The sequence below is a fragment of the Pseudomonas sp. TE12508 genome (assembly GCF_056279485.1).
The window spans coordinates 156,275-173,997 of record NZ_JBWCCN010000018.1 but is presented as its reverse complement, the minus strand read 5'-3'; the positions used below and the strand labels follow the sequence as shown (position 1 = coordinate 173,997).

Annotated in this window: 19 protein-coding genes; 7 read left to right on the top strand and 12 right to left on the bottom strand. The window is 60.2% G+C overall.

Annotation, left to right across the window (positions count from 1 at the left end):
- Position 1: 1 nt before the first annotated feature.
- Together lpoB and ACZ9IM_RS23975 are read left to right on the top strand one after the other, a co-directional pair.
- A complete protein-coding gene (gene lpoB, locus ACZ9IM_RS23980) occupies positions 2 to 589 on the top strand; it encodes a penicillin-binding protein activator LpoB (RefSeq protein ID WP_123500440.1) in 588 nt (195 codons plus the stop codon).
- Positions 590 to 592: 3 nt separating this feature from the next.
- Positions 593 to 1,336, top strand: coding sequence for a penicillin-binding protein activator LpoB (locus ACZ9IM_RS23975; protein WP_476225095.1), 744 nt, complete (start codon positions 593 to 595; stop codon positions 1,334 to 1,336).
- A 158-nt stretch (positions 1,337 to 1,494) separates the two neighbouring features.
- Here ACZ9IM_RS23975 and ACZ9IM_RS23970 read toward each other — a convergent pair whose 3' ends face one another.
- The 3 genes from ACZ9IM_RS23970 to ACZ9IM_RS23960 all read right to left on the bottom strand — a co-directional run bounded on the left by ACZ9IM_RS23970 (position 1,495) and on the right by ACZ9IM_RS23960 (position 4,873).
- Positions 1,495 to 2,127, bottom strand: a complete 633-nt coding sequence (locus ACZ9IM_RS23970; protein WP_008076092.1) for a LysE family transporter — start codon at positions 2,125 to 2,127, stop codon at positions 1,495 to 1,497.
- Positions 2,128 to 2,381: 254 nt separating this feature from the next.
- Entirely contained in the window at positions 2,382 to 2,963 is a 582-nt protein-coding gene (locus ACZ9IM_RS23965) for a mechanosensitive ion channel domain-containing protein (RefSeq protein ID WP_427624114.1), read from the bottom strand.
- On the bottom strand, positions 2,963 to 4,873 hold the full coding sequence (locus tag ACZ9IM_RS23960) for an ATP-binding cassette domain-containing protein (protein WP_192345003.1): 1,911 nt from the start codon (positions 4,871 to 4,873) through the stop codon (positions 2,963 to 2,965). The genes ACZ9IM_RS23965 and ACZ9IM_RS23960 overlap by 1 nt, the downstream gene beginning before the upstream one ends.
- A gap of 50 nt (positions 4,874 to 4,923) precedes the next feature.
- Here ACZ9IM_RS23960 and ACZ9IM_RS23955 point away from each other — a divergent pair, with 50 nt between their 5' ends.
- Positions 4,924 to 5,388, top strand: coding sequence for a TIGR02444 family protein (locus ACZ9IM_RS23955; protein ID WP_476225094.1), 465 nt, complete (start codon positions 4,924 to 4,926; stop codon positions 5,386 to 5,388).
- Here the strand turns inward: ACZ9IM_RS23955 and ACZ9IM_RS23950 are convergent.
- Complete coding sequence (locus ACZ9IM_RS23950) at positions 5,385 to 6,506, bottom strand: AlgP family protein (RefSeq protein ID WP_476225093.1); 1,122 nt, start codon at positions 6,504 to 6,506, stop codon at positions 5,385 to 5,387. The two genes, ACZ9IM_RS23955 and ACZ9IM_RS23950, sit on opposite strands and share 4 nt — an antisense overlap.
- A 193-nt stretch (positions 6,507 to 6,699) precedes the next feature.
- Between ACZ9IM_RS23950 and ACZ9IM_RS23945 the strand changes: the two genes are divergently transcribed.
- Positions 6,700 to 7,365 (top strand): FKBP-type peptidyl-prolyl cis-trans isomerase, encoded by a 666-nt coding sequence (locus ACZ9IM_RS23945; RefSeq protein WP_476225091.1) that lies wholly within the window; start codon positions 6,700 to 6,702, stop codon positions 7,363 to 7,365.
- Between the two features lie 62 nt (positions 7,366 to 7,427).
- Here ACZ9IM_RS23945 and rsd read toward each other — a convergent pair whose 3' ends face one another.
- From rsd to ACZ9IM_RS23910, 7 genes are all read right to left on the bottom strand, one after another.
- Positions 7,428 to 7,886, bottom strand: a complete 459-nt coding sequence (gene rsd / locus ACZ9IM_RS23940; protein WP_476225089.1) for a sigma D regulator — start codon at positions 7,884 to 7,886, stop codon at positions 7,428 to 7,430.
- A gap of 179 nt (positions 7,887 to 8,065) precedes the next feature.
- A complete protein-coding gene (locus ACZ9IM_RS23935) occupies positions 8,066 to 8,617 on the bottom strand; it encodes a disulfide bond formation protein B (protein ID WP_427624108.1) in 552 nt (183 codons plus the stop codon).
- A gap of 344 nt (positions 8,618 to 8,961) precedes the next feature.
- Positions 8,962 to 10,200 carry a heme biosynthesis protein HemY gene (locus ACZ9IM_RS23930; RefSeq protein WP_192345016.1) on the bottom strand — a complete coding sequence of 413 codons (1,239 nt, stop codon included), beginning with the start codon at positions 10,198 to 10,200 and terminating at the stop codon, positions 8,962 to 8,964.
- On the bottom strand, positions 10,197 to 11,351 hold the full coding sequence (locus ACZ9IM_RS23925; RefSeq protein ID WP_476225088.1) for a uroporphyrinogen-III C-methyltransferase: 1,155 nt from the start codon (positions 11,349 to 11,351) through the stop codon (positions 10,197 to 10,199). Before ACZ9IM_RS23925 ends, ACZ9IM_RS23930 begins: the two co-directional genes overlap by 4 nt.
- Before the next feature lie 16 nt (positions 11,352 to 11,367).
- A complete protein-coding gene (locus tag ACZ9IM_RS23920; RefSeq protein ID WP_427624106.1) occupies positions 11,368 to 12,135 on the bottom strand; it encodes a uroporphyrinogen-III synthase in 768 nt (255 codons plus the stop codon).
- The gene (hemC, locus tag ACZ9IM_RS23915) at positions 12,132 to 13,073 is read right to left on the bottom strand and encodes a hydroxymethylbilane synthase (protein WP_427624104.1); all 942 of its coding nucleotides are present in this window, start codon (positions 13,071 to 13,073) and stop codon (positions 12,132 to 12,134) included. The genes ACZ9IM_RS23920 and hemC overlap by 4 nt, the downstream gene beginning before the upstream one ends.
- A gap of 126 nt (positions 13,074 to 13,199) precedes the next feature.
- Positions 13,200 to 13,946, bottom strand: coding sequence for a LytR/AlgR family response regulator transcription factor (locus tag ACZ9IM_RS23910; protein WP_007899317.1), 747 nt, complete (start codon positions 13,944 to 13,946; stop codon positions 13,200 to 13,202).
- 461 nt (positions 13,947 to 14,407) lie between these two features.
- Between ACZ9IM_RS23910 and argH the strand changes: the two genes are divergently transcribed.
- Positions 14,408 to 15,802: an argininosuccinate lyase gene (gene argH, locus ACZ9IM_RS23905; protein ID WP_008076102.1), complete on the top strand. Its 1,395-nt coding sequence runs from the start codon at positions 14,408 to 14,410 to the stop codon at positions 15,800 to 15,802.
- A 133-nt stretch (positions 15,803 to 15,935) separates the two neighbouring features.
- Here argH and ACZ9IM_RS23900 read toward each other — a convergent pair whose 3' ends face one another.
- Positions 15,936 to 16,595 (bottom strand): glutathione S-transferase family protein, encoded by a 660-nt coding sequence (locus tag ACZ9IM_RS23900; RefSeq protein WP_476225087.1) that lies wholly within the window; start codon positions 16,593 to 16,595, stop codon positions 15,936 to 15,938.
- 125 nt (positions 16,596 to 16,720) lie between these two features.
- Between ACZ9IM_RS23900 and ACZ9IM_RS23895 the strand changes: the two genes are divergently transcribed.
- Complete coding sequence (locus ACZ9IM_RS23895) at positions 16,721 to 17,005, top strand: hypothetical protein (RefSeq protein WP_007894899.1); 285 nt, start codon at positions 16,721 to 16,723, stop codon at positions 17,003 to 17,005.
- Positions 17,006 to 17,334: 329 nt separating this feature from the next.
- Entirely contained in the window at positions 17,335 to 17,580 is a 246-nt protein-coding gene (locus ACZ9IM_RS23890; RefSeq protein ID WP_007894898.1) for a TIGR02647 family protein, read from the top strand.
- Positions 17,581 to 17,723 lie beyond the last annotated feature (143 nt).

Genomic DNA, 17,723 nt, shown 5'->3' with positions numbered 1-17,723 from the left:
CATGTTTGCACGCTTTTCGTTCATCGCCGTCATCGCCCTCCTGGCCAGCGGTTGCGCCAACACTTCGCCAACGCTGGGCAGCAAAAACATCAGCTACGGTGACACCAAGGCCGTGGAAACCGTGACCAACGAGTTCGGTTCCACCGACCTGCAGATGATCGCCGAATCCATGACCCGCTCCCTGGCCCAGTCCGGCATCCTGCAAGGCCGTCCGGTGGTTCAGGTCTACGACGTGAAGAACAAGACCAGCGAGTACATCGATACCCGCGAAATCACCACCAGCATCAAGACCCAACTGATGAAGTCCGGCACTGCCCGCTTCGCCAGCGACAACACCGCCATGCAAAGCCAGGTTGACCAGCTCAAGCTGCAAAACCAGAGCGGTTTGTACAAGAAAAGCACCGTGGCCAAGACGGGCAACATGATCGCTGCCCAATATCGTCTTGAAGGTTCGATCAGCTCGATCGTCAAGCGCAGCAGCGATTACAAGGACGTCTTCTACAAATTCAGCCTGCAATTGATCGACGTTGAAAGCGGTCTGGCCGAGTGGATGGACGAAAAAGAGATCCGCAAAACCACGGAGCGTTAATCGATGCGCACATGGATTGGCATGATGGCCCTGGCTTGCGCGTTCAGCGTGCAAGCGGCCCCGAAAGTCGCAGTAGCGGACCTGGCGTATCAGGAACGGGTGGAACAATACGTCCACACTGTTTCGGCCCAGAGCAACCACAGCCAGAGCTATTACGGCGCCAGTGGTTCATCCAGTTACGAAGAGTACGAAGCAACCAGCAGCTACATCGAGCAAGGCGAGCTGCGTAAATTCACCGGCGACATTAAGGGCAAGATTCTGCGCACCGGCATGTTCCAGCTGGTGCAGGGCACGCCTTACACAGCATCGTCCAAAGGTGACGTGTATGACGTGATCAAGCGGATCAAGGCCGGTAGCTTCAAGGGTGCCGACTACGTGCTGTTCGGCACCGTGTCAGACATCGACTTCACCCGCGACATGAACGAGCTGGCCAACACCGACAGCTATTCGGCGGTGCTGGGGCTGACGCTGGTGGCGGACTTCAGCCTGATCAACACCAAGACCTTTGAAATCACCTCGGCTTTCACGGCGATGGGCGAAGGTCAGGACACCAAACTGGTGAATGGTCGGGATATCAAGATTTCGCTGAACCGCCCACGGGTGGTACGTGACGTGTCCAAGGCGCTGGGTGAGGATGTGGCTGCGCAATTGAGCCAACAGCTCGGTGGCGGTGGTTACGAGCAGCCGGGGCAAGCGCCGCTGCGCAATAACCTGCCGCGGGATACGGCGCCGGTGATTTTGCACTGAGTAGGCTCTAATCGTTCCCACGCTCCGCGTGGGAATGCAGCCAGGGACGCTCTGCGTCCCAAAGAGCCGAACGCGGAGCGTCCGTTGAGGCATTCCCACGCAGAGCATGGGAACGATCAGGCGACCTGAAGAGGTCGCCTTTTTTGTGCCTGAAGGTTTTACACCGCCGCTTTGCGCAGGGTCGCCATGAACGCCGCCGCGCCAATGAACAGCCCGGCAAACGTGCGGTTCATGCGTTTTTGCTGCTTGGGTGTGCGCAACAAACGCAGCACCTTCGCCGCCAGTCCGGTGTAGCCGGCCATGACGATCAGGTCGACGCAGATCATGGTCACGCCGAGAATCAGATACTGGGCCACCAGCGGCGCGTGGGGGTCGATGAATTGCGGCAGCACCGCGAGCATGAACACCAAGGCCTTGGGGTTGCTGACGTTCACCAGAAAGCCACGGAACACCAGCGCCATCGGCTTGCCGATCTGCCGGATGGCGGCGTCGTCGCTCATGTCATTGGGCAGCGCGCGCCATTGTTTGACCGCGAGGTAGACCAGGTAGGCCACGCCAAACCATTTGATCGCATAGAAAGCCGTGGCGGAGGCCGCGAGGATCGCACCCACACCGGCAGCGACAATCGCGATCTGCAAGGCCAGGCCCAGTTGCAGGCCCAGGGCGTTCCAGTAACCGCGCCAGAACCCATAGCGCAAACCGCTGGACATCGACGCAATGGCGCCGGCACCGGGAGAAAGACTGATCACCCAGCAGGCGGCAAAAAACGCCAGCCATGTTTGAAGCAGCATCGCACACCTCGATTCAGACTCATGACAGACGTCTAAGCTAATGCGCCTTTGGGCCGATGACTACCGATTTTTTGTAGGACATGGCAACTGCCGACCAGCGTTTGCGACTTGAAGGGCCCATCGTCTGACACACCACCATCGCGGGCAAGCCCGCTCCCACAGTTTTTTGGGGTCGGATTACAGGTTTGTGATCAGCCCGAAACCCTGTGGGAGCGGGCTTGCCCGCGATGGCGGTGTGTCAGACAACAGAAGGCTTACTTTTCAAACCCGCTCGAAGGGAACACATCCGTCCCACGCCAGCGTCGAACCGAGCGCTGGAAGAACAGGCTATTGGGCACTTGCACCATGGCACTGCCGGTGCCGAGTTCTTCGGCTTCGATCAGCGTGGTGTAGAGCAGATTGATCGCCACCACCCGACCTTTGACGCCGGGCTTGTCGGTGGTATCCACCAATTCGACCACATCGCCGATGCGGAACGGGCCGACGGTGAAGATCAGAATTGCGCATAGCAGGTTGGACAGCACGCTCCACATGGCGAAAAACGCCACGGCGGCCACCGCAACGAAACCGGACAACGCCGTCCAGAGCACCGTGGCCGACACACCAAGGCGTTCCAGCACGAAAATCAGCGCACTGCCCATTATCAGCCAACGCAAACCACCGCGCAGCGGCATGAAAAACTGCGGCGGAAACGGATAGCGTTCGCCCAGGCGAGTCAGGCATTTAGCGACAACACGCTGGGCGACATAACCGGCCAGCAGGATCAGCAGAATTTGCACAACCAGCCAGAGCGGCTCGCCCCACACAGCCGGCAACGGCAGCTTGAAGGCTTCCATCAGGACAGTGCCTCCAGCTCCGCCTGCATGCTTTCCAGCAGTTCCAGCGCTTCCATCCAGGCTTCTTCCAGTTCGGCTTCACGCACCTTCAGCTTGGCTTGTTCAGCCAGCAGATCACGCAAATCGTTCTTGCGCATCGGCTCGTAAATGTCGCTGTCGCCAAGGCTGGCATCGATCTTTGCCAGTTTCTCGTGCAGCTTGCCCAGCTCGGCTTCAAGCTTGTCAGCCTCACGCTTGTGCGGTGCCAATTGCTGACGCAACGCAGCGGCAGCCTGGCGCTGGGCCTTCTTGTCGGTCTTGTCCGGATTGACCGGGGTATTGCTGACCGGGGCATTGCGTTGACGGTATTCGACCAGCCAACGGGCGTAGTCTTCCAGATCGCCGTCGAACTCCTCGACCTTGCCGTCGGCCACCAGATAGAAATTGTCAGTAGTGCTTTTGAGCAGATGGCGATCGTGTGAGACCACCAGTACCGCGCCACTGAATTCCTGCAGGGCCATGGTCAGCGCCAGACGCATTTCCAGGTCCAGGTGGTTGGTCGGTTCGTCGAGCAGCAACAGGTTCGGTCGATCCCAAGCGATCAATGCCAGGGCCAGACGCGCCTTCTCACCGCCGGAGAAATTCAGTACCGGCTCATCGATACGCGCGCCGCGGAAGTCGAACCCTCCGAGGAAGTCGCGCAGGGTCTGCTCACGCTCGGTCGGCGCCAGGCGCTGCAAGTGCAGCAACGGGCTGGCTTTGGAGTCGAGAGAATCCAGCTGATGCTGGGCGAAGTAGCCAACGACGGTGTTTTCACCGCGCGTCAGGCGACCGGCCAACGGCTCAAGCTCACCGGCGAGGTTTTTGATCAGGGTCGATTTACCCGCGCCGTTCGGGCCGAGCAAACCGATCCGCGCGCCGGGGGTCAGTTGCAGCTTGACCTTCTCCAGCACGGCTTTGTCGCCGTAACCCAGTCGAGCATCCGACAGGTCGATCAGCGGGCTGGAAATTTTCGTCGACTCGCGGAAGACGAAGTCGAACGGCGAATCGACGTGGGCGGCGGATAGCTCTTCCATCCGCTCCAGTGCCTTGATCCGGCTCTGGGCCTGACGGGCCTTGGTGGCCTGGGCCTTGAAGCGGGCGATGTAGCTTTCCATGTGCGCACGTTGCGCCTGTTGCTTCTCGTAGGCCTGTTGCTGCTGGGCCAGACGTTCGGCACGGGCGCGTTCGAAGGCGCTGTAACCACCGCGATACAGGGTGATCTTGCGTTGATCGACGTGGGCTACGTGATCGACCACGGCATCAAGGAAGTCCCGGTCGTGGGAAATCAGCAGCAAGGTGCCGGGGTAGCTTTTAAGCCACTCTTCGAGCCAGATGATGGCGTCGAGGTCCAAGTGGTTGGTCGGTTCGTCGAGTAGCAACAGGTCCGAAGGGCACATCAAAGCCTGCGCCAGATTCAGACGCATCCGCCAGCCACCGGAGAAATCTCCTACTTGCCGATCCATCTGCTCGTTGGTGAACCCAAGGCCGGCCAGCAGCTTTCGAGCCCGGGCATCGGCGGTGTAGCCGTCGGCGCTGTCGAGTTCCGAGTGCAGGCGGGCCTGAGCGGCACCGTCATGGGCCGCTTCGGCTGCGGCGAGGTCGCGTTGCACCTCGCGCAGGCGCAGGTCGCCATCGAGCACGTAGTCGACCGCCAGGCGTTCGAGTGTCTCGATTTCCTGGCGCATGTGGGCGATGCGCCAGTCGGCCGGCAAGAAGCAGTCACCCGAGTCCGGGTGCAGTTCGCCACGAATCAAGGCGAACAGGCTCGATTTGCCGGCGCCGTTGGCACCGATGAGGCCGGCTTTGTGGCCGGCGTGCAGGGTCAGCTCGGCGTCTTCTAGCAGACGTTGCGGGCCACGCTGTAAAGTGAGGTTCTGAAGTCGAATCATAATGGCGGCGGAGTCTACCAGCTTCGCTCGCAACTGGCGCGAGTAGCACTATGTCCTCTGACCTGTGGAGCTTTTCCGTTATCACTTACTCCCGTCGCGGGGTAGAGCGTGCGTGCCTGCAATTGCAGTCGGCAGGCGTGAATGTGTGCCTGCTGCTGTGCGGGTTGTGGCTGGAAGAGCGTGGAGTTACCTGCAACAAACAACGCTTGCAGCTGCTTCGCGATGTAGCCGGGCCTTGGGACGCGGATGTCGTGCAACCGTTGCGCGCCTTGCGCCTGCAATGGAAAGCCGCCGCTAGCGAGGATGCCGGGCTGAATGATTTGCGCGAACAGGTAAAGTCACTGGAGATGGAAGCCGAACGACATCTGCTGTCACGGCTGGAACGATTGGCACAGAGTTGGCCGCAGTATGAGGAGACCGAACGAACGGCCTGGCTCGAAGGTGTGGCGGCGGGTGCCGCCAACCTGGACCGCGACGCGCTGCATCAGCTGCGCGTCGCGGTAAGCAGCACTTAGGAAGCGCTGGTTGGGGTGGTTGCTGCGATCGATGCGGCGGCCGGCGTTGGCGCTGGCGTGGCTGTCGAGGTGGCTGCTGCTAAAGCAGACGTTGCTGCCGGAGCCGGGTTGGTTGGCTTGGCAACTGGCGCGGTGGCCGGCTTGGCGGCAACCGGTTTTTTCACCGCGGGTTTAGCAGCCGGTTTGGTAGCGGCAGGTTTGGCTGCTGGTTTCGCTGCGGCAGGTTTTGCAGCAGTGGTTGGCTTGGCTGCAGCAGGTTTTGCAGCAGCAGTTTTGGCAGCCGGTTTGGCTGCAGGTTTGGCTGCAGCTTTTGCAGCTGGCTTGGCAGCTGTTTTAGTCGCGACTGATTTCGCGGCTGGCTTGGCAGCAGGTTTCGCAGCGGCAGTTTTTGCAGCTGGTTTTGCGGCCGGTTTGGCAGCTGCTTTCGCCGCTGCAGTTTTCGCCACCGCGGGTTTAGCAGCAGCGGTTCTTGCAGCCGGTTTAGCGGCAGCTGTTTTGGCAGCGGCTGGCTTGGCAGCAGGTTTCGCAGCGGCAGGTTTGGCAGCCGGTTTTGCAGCCCTTGCAGCGACAGTTGTTTTCGCCGCAGGTTTAGCGGCAGGTTTTGCTGCGGCTTTCACCGGTGCTTTGGCAGCCGGTTTGGCAGCAGACTTGGCCGGTGCTTTTGCAGCAGCCGGTTTGGCAGCGGCTTTCTTGGCAGGAGCCGCAGCAGGCTTGGCCGAACGCAGGGACAACGCCTTGCCGACAGCCTCTTGTACACGACCGACGCCCTGGGCCAGTTTCAGGCTTTCTTGAGCATCGCGCTTGAGTTGCAGAATGTAGCTGCGCGTTTCGGATTGACGATCCTTGAGGGCATCGAGCAAGTCCTCAAGCTCCTTCACCGCACCCTTGGCTTTGGCTTGTGCCTTGGCCTTGCCGGCCGCCGCAGCGTCCTGCAATTTGGTACGGGACTTGTGCAATTTCTCTTGCGCTTTTCCGCGTTGCTTCTCCAGTTTGGCGAGCAGTTTTTCAGCATCAGCCAAGGCTTGGGAACAAGCGTTTTCCAAATGCTCGAGCAGGCTGCCCGAGAGTTGTTGGAGTAAGTGCAACGGAGTATTTACTGGCTTCTTGGTGGCCGACATGGTTTTACCTCCTGGCTGACGTGAATGCGGCTCATACTAGACCTCTGCTGCAACCGCCGCTAGGGCATGTTGACAGTATCGAAAGCACTACGTTGCAACGAAGTAAAAATGTTCTGTGCTTGCGCAAAACCAGTTCACCTTTGAACGCATTCACACTGGCATAATCCTGCGCATCTCAGGTCGGAGAGTGCCCATGTCGCGCTACCTTTTTTTATCGTTGTGCGTGGTTTTTTCTGTGGCACAAGCCGCCGAAAAAACCGCCGCAAATGACACTCACGATCTCGCTTACAGCTTGGGCGCAAGCCTTGGCGAACGCTTGCGCCAGGAAGTTCCGGACCTGCAACTTCAGGCCCTGCTCGAAGGTTTGCAACAGGCCTATCAAGGCAAGCCGCTGGCACTGAAAGATGAGCGGATCGAACAGATTCTGGCTGAGCATGAAGCCCGGATTGCCATGCAGTCGCCTGTGCCGCAAAGCGAATTGGCATTGGAAAACGAGCGACGGTTTCTCGTTGAAGAAAAAGCCAAACCCGGCGTTCGCGAACTGGCCGATGGAATACTGCTGACAGAGTTGGCGCCGGGCACCGGTGCCAAGGCCGGTCCGAATGGCAAGGTCCAGGTGCTGTATATCGGACGCCTGCCTGACGGCTCAGTGTTCGACCAAAACAGCGAGGCGCAGTGGTTCAGTCTGGATAGTGTGATCACGGGTTGGCGCAGTGCGCTGCAAAACATGCCGGTCGGCGCGAAATGGCGCCTGGTGATCCCATCGGCCCAAGCCTATGGTGCCGACGGTGCCGGCGACCTGATTGCGCCATTCACGCCGCTGGTATTCGAGGTCGAATTGCGCGGTGCTAAAAGCTGAAAACCGGAAACGAAAAACGGCGCGCATTTGCGCACCGTTTTGAGGGTGTTGCTGGATAAGGTTCAGGCTTGAACCGAATCCTCTTCCTTGTGAGCAGTGTGCAGCACTTCGATCAGGCAATCTTCCAGTTCGAAGCGTTCGTGCAACAAGCCACCCAGCTCCTTGAATTTCTCCGCGACACACTTGCCGGCATCACACAGGTCGTTGAACGCCAGCAGCTTCTCGGTGATGACGTCGATGCGCGGGTAAATTGTCTCGGCCAACTCCAGACCACGAGAATCACCGAACGCCTTGGCTTCGCCCGTCAGCTGTTCGTAGATCTCGAAATGCCCGGCAGACACGTAGTCGACCAGCACACCGCAGAATTCCTGCAACGGTTTTCGGTTCTCGCCCAAAGCTTCGGGCTTGGCGCCGAGAGCGTCATAGGCCCGAACCAGTTCGTGACGCTCCTGCAACCAGCGATCGATCAGCAGATGCACTCCACCCCAACGTTCCTGAGCATTCTGACAACTTTCGAGCATGGTGATTCTCTCTTCCCTTGTGGGTCATGCTGCTCTACACCTGTCGCACACTTGAAGATCAAGAATCGACCAGGCAGAGCGTCATTCGAGCAACATAAATCCAATGACACGTGCGGGCCAGATTATGCCCGCGCGCCTATGGCTTCAAGGTACGCAGGAGATAAAGTTCATACAAGTGTTTAATCACCCGCCAATGCCCGGTGCGACGACTCGCCGCTGAGCGGTCGCTGACACGCGATCCAGACAAGGCGCAGCAACTGATACCCGCCCAGAATCATCATCGCAACGAAGAACAGCAAACTCCATTCCGGGATGCTCAGGTCGAACAGCGTCCAGGAAATTTCCGCGCAATCGGCGGTTCCTTTGAACATTCGCTGCACGACACAAAGCCAGGGCGTACTGGCGAACAGATCGGCCAGATCAGGCGAACATGTCGATAACTGATGCACCGGATCGCTCTGCAACACCACCTGCCGCCACGCCGTGATGGTGCCCGCCAGACTGCAGAACAGACCCAGCAACCAATACAGGAAGGATCCAAAGCGTCCAGGTCCCTGCACCGAAGCCGTCAGGCAGACACCCGTCAGCAGCGCCAGGCAAACTCGCTGCAACAGGCACAACCCGCAAGGCTTGAGGCCGACCACATATTCCAGGTGATAGGAAACGCCCAAGGCCAGGGCACCTGCAATGAAAACCATGAAAAACAAGGAGCGTGAGCAGGCCAAAGACATGGCTTTTCCGTAACAGTAGAGACAGGCGGTTACGGTAGAGGAAAGCGCAGCAGCCTTTCAAGGCAGGCCCCCACGGACACTTCACCAGAAGTGTAGGGAATTCCCGACAGCGTCGAGAGGATTTGATGTAGTCCTCTGTAGGACTTTGCCGGCGAAGGATTACAACGCTGAAACAGTGGCGGGTTCGAAGCGATTCCCGCCCTGTAGCCGCTGCCGAAGGCTGCGTTCGGCTGCGAAGCAGTCGTCATAAGTTTAACGTGCCCGCCTGATCAAACTGCGGCGTCTGATTTTGCGACTGCTGCGCAGCCGAACGCAGGCTGCGCCAGCTGCTACAGGGGCGGGAATCAGGCGTGAGCCGGCACTGGCAGCGGTGCCGCCAGCAAACGCTCATCCAATAGACCCAAGCCCTCCTGGAACAGCTGATTACTGCGTTCGGTGTCACCCAGTTGCGCCAGCAACCGCGCCAGCTCGGCGCAGGCTTCAGGGTTGCGCTGCACGCGCAGGCTGCTCTCCAGATAATCCCGGGCCTTGCCCCACAGACTGCTTTGCAGGCACAAACGGCCCAACGTCAGCAGCAAGCTCGGGTCGGCGGGATGATCCTTGAGCCAACCCTCGGCGGTGTGCAGTTGCCTGGCCGGATCGCTGCCGCGAACCAGTCCGTAAAGGCGTGCCAGATGGCTGTCGTATTTGCGCTTGAGGGCTGCACGCAGGACCTCCTCGGCCTCGACCTGTGCCCCTAGTTGCCGCAATTGCTCGGCATAGGCCAGCACCAGTTGCGGTTCCTGGCGCTGAGCGGCGGTGAGTTGCTGCCAGGCGCGATTGAGTGATTGCAAACCGACCGTTCCGTCCTCTTCCCGCTGCGCCGCCAACGAAAGATTTTCACCCCAGGCACGGCGCTCCAGCTCAGCCAGTTCGGCCGGTGGCAATACCTTGTCCTTGCGTAACTCCGGCAACAAGCGAATCACTGCCGACCAGTCGCCCCGCTGCTGAAGCAGGCGCTGCAACTGGCGCAGGGTCTGGACATTATGAGGGTGACGCTCGTGCATGGCTTGCAGGGTTACCAGCGCGCCTTCAGTGTCGCCGCGGTCAGTCTGCAACTGGGCATGGTTCAAGGCAATCGCCAGCTCGGCCTGGGGCTGCCGCTCGAGGGCGCGCTCCAGCAGGTTGTCGCTTTCCTCGTAGTGACCTTGTTCGTTCGCGGCGCGGGCAGCACCGAGGTAGTAGAGCAGCGGCTGGCGCTCGGCTTCCGCTGCGCGATACAAATGACGCTGCGCACTGGCCCAGCGGCCCTCGGCCAAATCCAGCTGACCGTGTTCTATCGCCACTTGCACCCGCCGACTGCGATTGCGCCGGGACCATGGATTGACCACTCCACCGGAAGTCGTCACCAGCTCGATCAGTGCCTTGATGCCCCAGAACACCAGCCAAAGCACGGCCACCAGGGCGAGGGTTGCCCACAGGCTCGATTCGTAACGGAAAGTTTTGTAGGCGATCAGCACATAGCCAGAATGCTCGGCAATCGCCAGCCCCAGCGCGGCAGCCGCCGCGATGACCACGAACACGATCACATAGAGGCGCTTCATGGCATGGCCTCCTGCGTCGTGCTCGCGGCAGGTTTGGCCAGAGGTTTCACCGACTCCTCGGCGTTGACGTTGCGCCGCTCAAGATAGGCCTGGACCGTACTCAACGTGCCCGTCAGATCTGGCGTGATCACCGTGACTGGCTGCTTGCTCAACTCGGCCACCTGCTCCAGCATGACTTTGCTCTGAGGGTTGTCCGGGTTGAAGTTGCTCTTGAGCACGTCCCGCGCTTCGGCCAGCGCTTGTGTGTAAACCGCGGCCTGGCCATTGAGCGCGGCCCATTGCGCCTGCTCCAGCGCCAGGCTCAGGGCCAGACGCACCTGGCTCAAGCTCTGCCCTGCCAGCAACGGCCGGACATTCTTGTCGGCGTTGAAATCGATGCGGATATAACGAGAGATCTGATCCCACCATTGCGCCCAGCGACTGGCGCCGTCGCCATCAGCGGTCAGGCCCAGCAGGGATTCGCCACGATCCTTGTACTCAGGCGCCAGCTCGGTGAGGTTGATCACCTGATCGCGCAAGGCACCCAGTCGCAGGAACAACCCGGTGCGATCCGGCTGTTCGGTACTGCGCAGGGCCACCAGGGTTTTGGCCACTTGCTCGCGAGCAGCGAAAGCCCCGGGGTCGTTCTGTTCACGAAGAATTTCGTCGGCGCCTTGCACCAGAGCCTGGGCGCTGCTGATGTCCTGCAATGCCGACAGACGCAGGCTGGCCAGGCGCAGCAAGTGCTCGGCTTCGGCCAGACGCCAGTCCTTGCGGCTCGCGCCGAGGACGGTTTCCAGACGTTGATTCAGGCGTTGCTGATCGCCTTGGAGTTGAGTGACCAGACGACTGCGCGCGTCGAGTTCCTCGGCAGCAGGCATTTGCTCGAGGCGAGCCGTCAGGCGTTGTTCGTTGAGCTTCAAGCTCTGGGCCTGATCGTTCAGCGCCTGAACCTGACTCAACTGTTGCTGGTTATTGGCTTGCAGGTGACGCACCTGCCAGACTCCCCAGCCGCCCACGGCAACACCTGCCGCGCCCAACAGCAGCGCGACGGTTGCCAACCCATTACCTCGGCGCTGCTCAACAGCAGGTGGCGCAGTTTCAACCGGTGCATCAGCCGGTGCATCAAGCACGGGCCGGACGTCATCTTTAGGCAAGGCTGTTTCGCTCACGTATCCATCCTTTGCATTAGAAAACGGGCACGGGGTGTTCCCGTAACGCCGCCAGCAAGGCCGCGGCACTGGCGCCACGACAATCCACAACTGTTTGGGCCCCGGCGGCGCGTGCCAGCTCGGCGACCCTGGGGCTTGGAACAAACAACGGCAGCCGCACCATGCTCGGCCAGGCATCGCCAGCCAATCGGTGCAGGTGCTCAAAACCCTGTCCACTGCTGACCACCAGCCCGTTCAAGCGTTCCGCCTTGATCCGGTCAGGCAGCGTTGCCGACGGGTACTGCGGCAAACCGCGTCGGTACAACTCCAGATACTCGACACTAGCACCAAGCTCGCGTAAACGCTCAGCCAGCAGCTCGCGCCCACCCTCCCCGCGCAGGATCAGCACTCGCGGATCGGGACCGGCGACAGCCTCGCGCAACGGCGCAAGCGCAAGCAAGGCTTCGCTGTCATCGCCGTCGACCGGGAAGCTCACATCCAGCCCGCTATCCTCGAGAATCTGCGCCGTCGCCGCGCCCACGCTGAACCACTTCAGGCACGGTGGTTGCGACCAGTACTGGTTGAGCAGACTGACAGCGATTCTGGCGGCCGGTTTGCTGACCACGATCACCGCGCAATAGTTTTCCAGGTTCTGAATCACTTCGCGCATTGTGTCAGAGGCAGGAATCGGCTCGATATCCAAAAGCGGCAAGCTGCTGCTGAAAATCCCCGCGTCGGCCAGCACACGGGCAAGCGCCGCCGATTCATCCGCAGGGCGCGTCAGCAACAGGCGCCAGCCAGTCACTCGTGCCCTGCCTCGCCATAGACTGCTTTCAGAATGTCGGCGGCGCCCTGGCTCAGCAGGTCTTCAGCCACTTGCACACCCAATGCCTCGGCATCAGCCCGCGGCGCCCGGGCCTCGGCGCTGAGCAACAGGCCGCCGCCCGGATCGCCCACCAACCCGCGCAACCAGATTTGCTCGCCTTCAAGCACGGCGTAGCAAGCGATTGGCACCTGGCAGCCGCCATTCAAATGTTTGTTGAGCGCACGTTCGGCGGTAACGCGAGTGGCCGTGTCCTGATGATGCAGCGGCGCCAGCAGCGCATGGATTTCAGTGTCGGCGCTACGGCATTCGATACCGACCGCGCCTTGGCCACCGGCCGGCAGGCTGTCTTCGACACTGATGGCCGAGGTGATGCGGTCTTCGAAGCCCAGGCGAATCAAACCCGCCGCGGCGAGGATGATGGCGTCGTATTCGCCGGCATCGAGCTTGGCCAGGCGAGTGTTGACGTTGCCGCGCAGGAAGCGGATTTCCAGGTCCGGGCGGCGGGTCAGCAACTGCGCCTGGCGACGCAAGCTGGAGGTGCCGACGATGCTGCCTGACGGCAACTCATCCAGGCTGGTGTAGGTATTGGAGACAAAAGCATCGCGCGGGTCTTCGCGCTCGCAGATGCAAAACAGACCGAGGCCTTCGGGGAAGTCCATCGGCACGTCTTTCATGGAGTGCACGGCGATGTCGGCTTCGTTTTCCAACAGCGCAGTTTCCAGCTCCTTGACGAACAGGCCCTTGCCGCCGATTTTCGACAGCGGCGAATCAAGCAGCTTGTCGCCGCGACTGACCATAGGCACCAGCGTCACGAGCAGGCCCGGATGGGCCTGTTCCAGACGAGCCTTGACGTATTCGGCCTGCCACAGGGCGAGAGCACTTTTGCGGGTGGCGATGCGGATTTCGCGAGAGGACATGGATCAATCCGTACTGAATAGATACGGCAGATAATAACAGCTCAGCCAAATCCGCTTTGACTTGTATCAGAAACTGCATGGCCTCCCTGGCCCTCAATGTCCGGTAATAGGGTAGAAATCCGCCCCCTAAAGCTGTTGCATCATTTTGCGCACGCCGGCCACATGGCGTCGACTGACGATCAGGGCATCGCCGTTCAGGCCTTTGAGAAACAGCTGGAAATGCCCCAAAGGCGTGCGTTGCAGCCGCTCGATGCGTTCGCGAGCAACCAGTGCGTTGCGGTGGATCCGCACGAAACGGTCGCCAAATTCGTCTTCGAGAGCCTTGAGTGGTTCGTCGAGCAGCACTTCACCGCCTTCATGACGCAAGGTGACGTACTTGTGGTCGGCAATGAAGTAGACCACCTGACCCAACGGAATCAGCTCGATGCCTTTTCGGGTGCGGGCGCTGATGTGGCTGCGCGGACCGCTACCGGTTTCGGCCGCCGGGCGAGTCAAGGCCGCGAGCTGGACGCGATTGGGTCGCTCGGCTTTCTTTAATGCTTCGTGTAACTGTTCTGTGCGCACAGGCTTCACCAGATAGCCCACGGCGCTGGCCTGTAGGGCTTCCACGGCAAATTCATCGGGCCCGGTGCAAAACACCACGGCGGGCGGGGTTTCGCGTTCGCACAATCGTGCAGCCACTTGCAGGCCATCGAGGCCCGGCATGCGAATATCGAGCAGCACGATATCCGGTTTGTGACTGTCGATCAGTGCCAACGCCTCTTCGCCGTTCGTGGCGCTGGGCTCCAGGACATTGTATCCCTCGAGTTCGCCCACCATTCGGCTCAGGCGCTCGCGGGCCAGGGGTTCGTCATCAACGATCAGGACATTCATATTGCGCTGGATTCCTGCGTGAGTCTCGCACAAGGATAGCGTAGACAGGTGAAGTGACGTCCGTCACCGCGATCCACGCTAAGACTAGCGCGAGGGCCAAAAAGTGCCGCGAGACCGGCGGCTAAATTTTTATCTGCCGCGTGACTGGCGGCCCAGGCCCGCACTGGCGAGGCATCGCCGTAGGGTTTGCTGATACACAATATGAACACCCCTCTTCTCTCTATAGTCAGCTGCAGCATCGAGAAGTGCGCTGATCCTCTGTCCAACTGTAGACGGTTGCCGGGACGATATTGCTCAATTGAGAAATATCGTTGTGCAATTTCCGCATCGCTTGCTTCGAGCAGGGGTCGCACGATGAGAAAAAAACCTGTCGACCAGTGTCAGCGACAGGATTGGCAACCCTGTTATTATCCGCGTCAGCGTTTCACGCCATCTTTCTTCAAGCCGATACGAGCGAATTCATGAGCACTGACAAGACCAATCAGTCCTGGGGCGGCCGCTTCAGTGAACCCGTCGACGCCTTCGTCGCCCGCTTCACCGCCTCCGTCACCTTCGACCAGCGCCTGTATCGCCACGACATCATGGGCTCGATCGCCCACGCCAGCATGCTGGCCAAGGTCGGCGTGCTGACCGATGCCGAGCGCGACAGCATCATCGATGGCCTGAACACCATCCAGGGTGAAATCGAGGCCGGCCAGTTCGACTGGCGCATCGACCTTGAAGACGTGCACATGAACATCGAGGCGCGTCTGACCGACCGCATCGGCGTGACCGGTAAAAAGCTGCACACCGGCCGCAGCCGTAACGACCAGGTCGCCACCGACATCCGCCTGTGGCTGCGTGACGAGATCGACCTGATCCTGGGCGAAATCACCCGCCTGCAACAAGGCTTGCTGGAGCAGGCCGAGCGCGAAGCCGCCAGCATCATGCCGGGCTTCACTCACCTGCAAACCGCCCAGCCGGTGACCTTCGGGCATCACATGCTGGCCTGGTTCGAAATGCTCAGCCGCGACTACGAGCGTCTGGTCGACTGCCGCAAGCGCACCAACCGCATGCCGCTGGGCAGCGCCGCGCTGGCGGGCACCACGTACCCGATCGACCGCGAGTACACCGCTCAACTGCTGGGCTTCGACGCGGTCGGCGGTAACTCCCTGGACAACGTGTCCGATCGCGACTTCGCTATCGAATTCTGCTCGGCCGCGAGCATCGCGATGATGCACTTGTCGCGGTTCTCCGAAGAATTGGTGCTGTGGACCAGCGCGCAATTCCAGTTCATCGATCTGCCGGACCGTTTCTGCACCGGCAGCTCGATCATGCCGCAAAAGAAAAACCCGGACGTGCCGGAACTGGTTCGCGGCAAGACTGGCCGGGTATTCGGCGCATTGATGGGCTTGCTGACCCTGATGAAAGGCCAACCATTGGCCTACAACAAGGACAACCAGGAAGACAAGGAGCCGCTGTTCGACGCCGCCGACACCCTGCGCGATTCGCTGCGAGCCTTTGCCGACATGATCCCGGCGATCAAGCCGAAACACGCGATGATGCGCGAAGCGGCTCTGCGCGGTTTCTCCACCGCCACTGATCTGGCTGACTACCTGGTGCGCCGTGGCCTGCCGTTCCGTGATTGCCACGAGATCGTCGGCCATGCGGTGAAGTATGGCGTGGACACCGGCAAGGATCTGGCGGAAATGAGCCTGGAAGAACTGCGCAAGTTCAGCGACCAGATCGAACAGGACGTATTTGCCGTGCTGACCCTGGAAGGCTCGGTGAATGCCCGTGACCATATCGGCGGGACTGCGCCGGCGCAGGTCAAGAAGGCTGTTGCTCGCGGCCAGGCATTGCTCGCCAGCCGTTAAAAGCTTCGCGGGCAAACCCGCTCCCACAAGGATCTCCGACTGGCCAAAATCTATGGCAGACAGAGAACCTGTGGGAGCGGCGGTGCGACGATTCGACTTGCCCGCGATGACTGACTTCAGAGCACTACAAAACCTACTTTTTGGACGCGATCATCTCCAGGAACGCTGGCATCGCCGCGTCCTTGTCCTTTGCGATCCGCTGCACATGCGGGTTCTGCCCCAGACGCTCCAGCAGCGCCTTGGCCGCCGGCATCCCGGCCAACAGATCGATATCGAACAGCTTCTGCGCCACGGCACAGGCCATCGGCACGCTGTACAGAAAATACAAATCCGCAATGCTGAGACTGTCGCCCGCCACGTAAGGGGCGAACTTGCCATGCCTGCCCAGCGAGGCGAACCCCAGCAGCAGCTCGGTCTTGGTCTTGTCCTTGATCGCCTCCGGCACAGACATGCCGAAAAACGCTTCGGGGTAGCAGGCGCGCGCCGGCAGTTCGATGTACAACTCGATTTCCTTGGCCAACGCCAGCGCCTGCGCTCGCTCGAAGGGCTCGCTGGACAGCAGCGGCGTGCCTTTCTGGCTCTGCTCGAGGTACTCGAGAATCACGCTGGTTTCATTGATGAAACCTTGTTCGACGCCCAGCACTGGAACCTTTCCACGCGGGCTGATGGCTAGCGTCTCGGGGGTAGTGCCTGGGTAAAACGGCACTTCTTCAAACGGCAGTCCCTTCTCCAGCAACGCCAGCTTGACCATGTTGTAGTAGTTGCTGACGCAAAATCCATAAAGCTTGAGCATTACATAGCCTCCAGGCCGTGCAGGGGGTTGGCAGCGCCCGTTATAGAACGCCCGGGCACTTCTTGCCAGCAGCATCACAGCGCTGAATGCAGGTAAACTGGCCGCCTTAACTTGAGGAGCCTGCCATGAGCGAGCCAACTGATATCGAGATCGACGAAGAAGAGTTCGCCGAAAACACCCTGATCGAAGCCATCGAAAACCAGATCGAAAGCGATAACCCGCCAGCGGCCAAGGCGACCTTCAACAAGCTGACCCTGGTGGGTTACGAGCGTGAGGAAATCCTCAACCTGATGGCCCACGTGTTGGCGGTGGAAATCGACGCGATCCTCGAAGAAGACCGTGCGTTCAATACCGAATGGTACGAAACTGCGCTGCGTGCGCTGCCAGAGTTGCCGCCGGAAAAGAAATAAGCCCAGCCCTGTCACGGGGCTCTTATGGCCAGGGGGCTTGCCTGTGGCGAGGGAGCTTGCTCCCGCTGGGTCGCGAAGCGGCCCCAAAAGCTTTGCGGCTGCTACGCAGCCGAACGGGAGCAAGCTCCCTCGCCACAGGCAAACCCCCTCGCCACAAAAGCCCGCCCCCACTTAGATTGTCACCAATCAGTACCGCCGTGCCCCAGACGCTGACTAAACTGGAAACCACCCCAAGGCGAAAAAACCCTGTTACGAGCACTGGACATGCTGCGCAAGTGGGATCACCTTAGGAGCGCTATCGTCCAATTCCTAGAAAGTCTGGAGTCCTTATGTCGCTTACCCCTGAGTTGGTTGCCGAACTGGAAATCCTCGCCCTCTTCAACCTGGACAGTTCCCAGGAAGGTTTGAAAATTCATCAGACCGCTGCCCCGAAAGCCATTGCCGCTGCCCAAAGACTGTTCGACAAAGAATTGATCACCCAGCCCGATGGCGGTTATCTGACCAGCCTGGGGCGTGACGCTGCACAAAATGTGCAAACCGTTCTAACCATTCTGTCCGTGCGCGAAACAGCCTGAGCCTCACCGCATCGCCCACGGAAACCTCTGTCACGGGATTTCCGCGGGCACACTTTGGTGCCCGCTGTCGCCGCGTGATAGAAACCTGACGCCAGAAATACAAAATCAGCTTAAAAGTCCCGGGGCCGAGGCGCTAAACTGCC

Excerpts from the sequence above, each read along its gene's own strand:
- lpoB (WP_123500440.1), top strand. The coding sequence starts at position 2 with ATGTTTGCACGCTTTTCGTTCATCGCCGTCATCGCCCTCCTGGCCAGC.
- ACZ9IM_RS23975 (WP_476225095.1), top strand. The coding sequence starts at position 593 with ATGCGCACATGGATTGGCATGATGGCCCTGGCTTGCGCGTTCAGCGTG.
- ACZ9IM_RS23970 (WP_008076092.1), bottom strand. The coding sequence starts at position 2,127 with ATGCTGCTTCAAACATGGCTGGCGTTTTTTGCCGCCTGCTGGGTGATC.
- ACZ9IM_RS23965 (WP_427624114.1), bottom strand. The coding sequence starts at position 2,963 with ATGGAAGCCTTCAAGCTGCCGTTGCCGGCTGTGTGGGGCGAGCCGCTC.
- ACZ9IM_RS23960 (WP_192345003.1), bottom strand. The coding sequence starts at position 4,873 with ATGATTCGACTTCAGAACCTCACTTTACAGCGTGGCCCGCAACGTCTG.
- ACZ9IM_RS23955 (WP_476225094.1), top strand. The coding sequence starts at position 4,924 with ATGTCCTCTGACCTGTGGAGCTTTTCCGTTATCACTTACTCCCGTCGC.
- ACZ9IM_RS23950 (WP_476225093.1), bottom strand. The coding sequence starts at position 6,506 with ATGTCGGCCACCAAGAAGCCAGTAAATACTCCGTTGCACTTACTCCAA.
- ACZ9IM_RS23945 (WP_476225091.1), top strand. The coding sequence starts at position 6,700 with ATGTCGCGCTACCTTTTTTTATCGTTGTGCGTGGTTTTTTCTGTGGCA.
- rsd (WP_476225089.1), bottom strand. The coding sequence starts at position 7,886 with ATGCTCGAAAGTTGTCAGAATGCTCAGGAACGTTGGGGTGGAGTGCAT.
- ACZ9IM_RS23935 (WP_427624108.1), bottom strand. The coding sequence starts at position 8,617 with ATGTCTTTGGCCTGCTCACGCTCCTTGTTTTTCATGGTTTTCATTGCA.
- ACZ9IM_RS23930 (WP_192345016.1), bottom strand. The coding sequence starts at position 10,200 with ATGAAGCGCCTCTATGTGATCGTGTTCGTGGTCATCGCGGCGGCTGCC.
- hemC (WP_427624104.1), bottom strand. The coding sequence starts at position 13,073 with ATGTCCTCTCGCGAAATCCGCATCGCCACCCGCAAAAGTGCTCTCGCC.
- ACZ9IM_RS23910 (WP_007899317.1), bottom strand. The coding sequence starts at position 13,946 with ATGAATGTCCTGATCGTTGATGACGAACCCCTGGCCCGCGAGCGCCTG.
- argH (WP_008076102.1), top strand. The coding sequence starts at position 14,408 with ATGAGCACTGACAAGACCAATCAGTCCTGGGGCGGCCGCTTCAGTGAA.
- ACZ9IM_RS23900 (WP_476225087.1), bottom strand. The coding sequence starts at position 16,595 with ATGCTCAAGCTTTATGGATTTTGCGTCAGCAACTACTACAACATGGTC.
- ACZ9IM_RS23895 (WP_007894899.1), top strand. The coding sequence starts at position 16,721 with ATGAGCGAGCCAACTGATATCGAGATCGACGAAGAAGAGTTCGCCGAA.
- ACZ9IM_RS23890 (WP_007894898.1), top strand. The coding sequence starts at position 17,335 with ATGTCGCTTACCCCTGAGTTGGTTGCCGAACTGGAAATCCTCGCCCTC.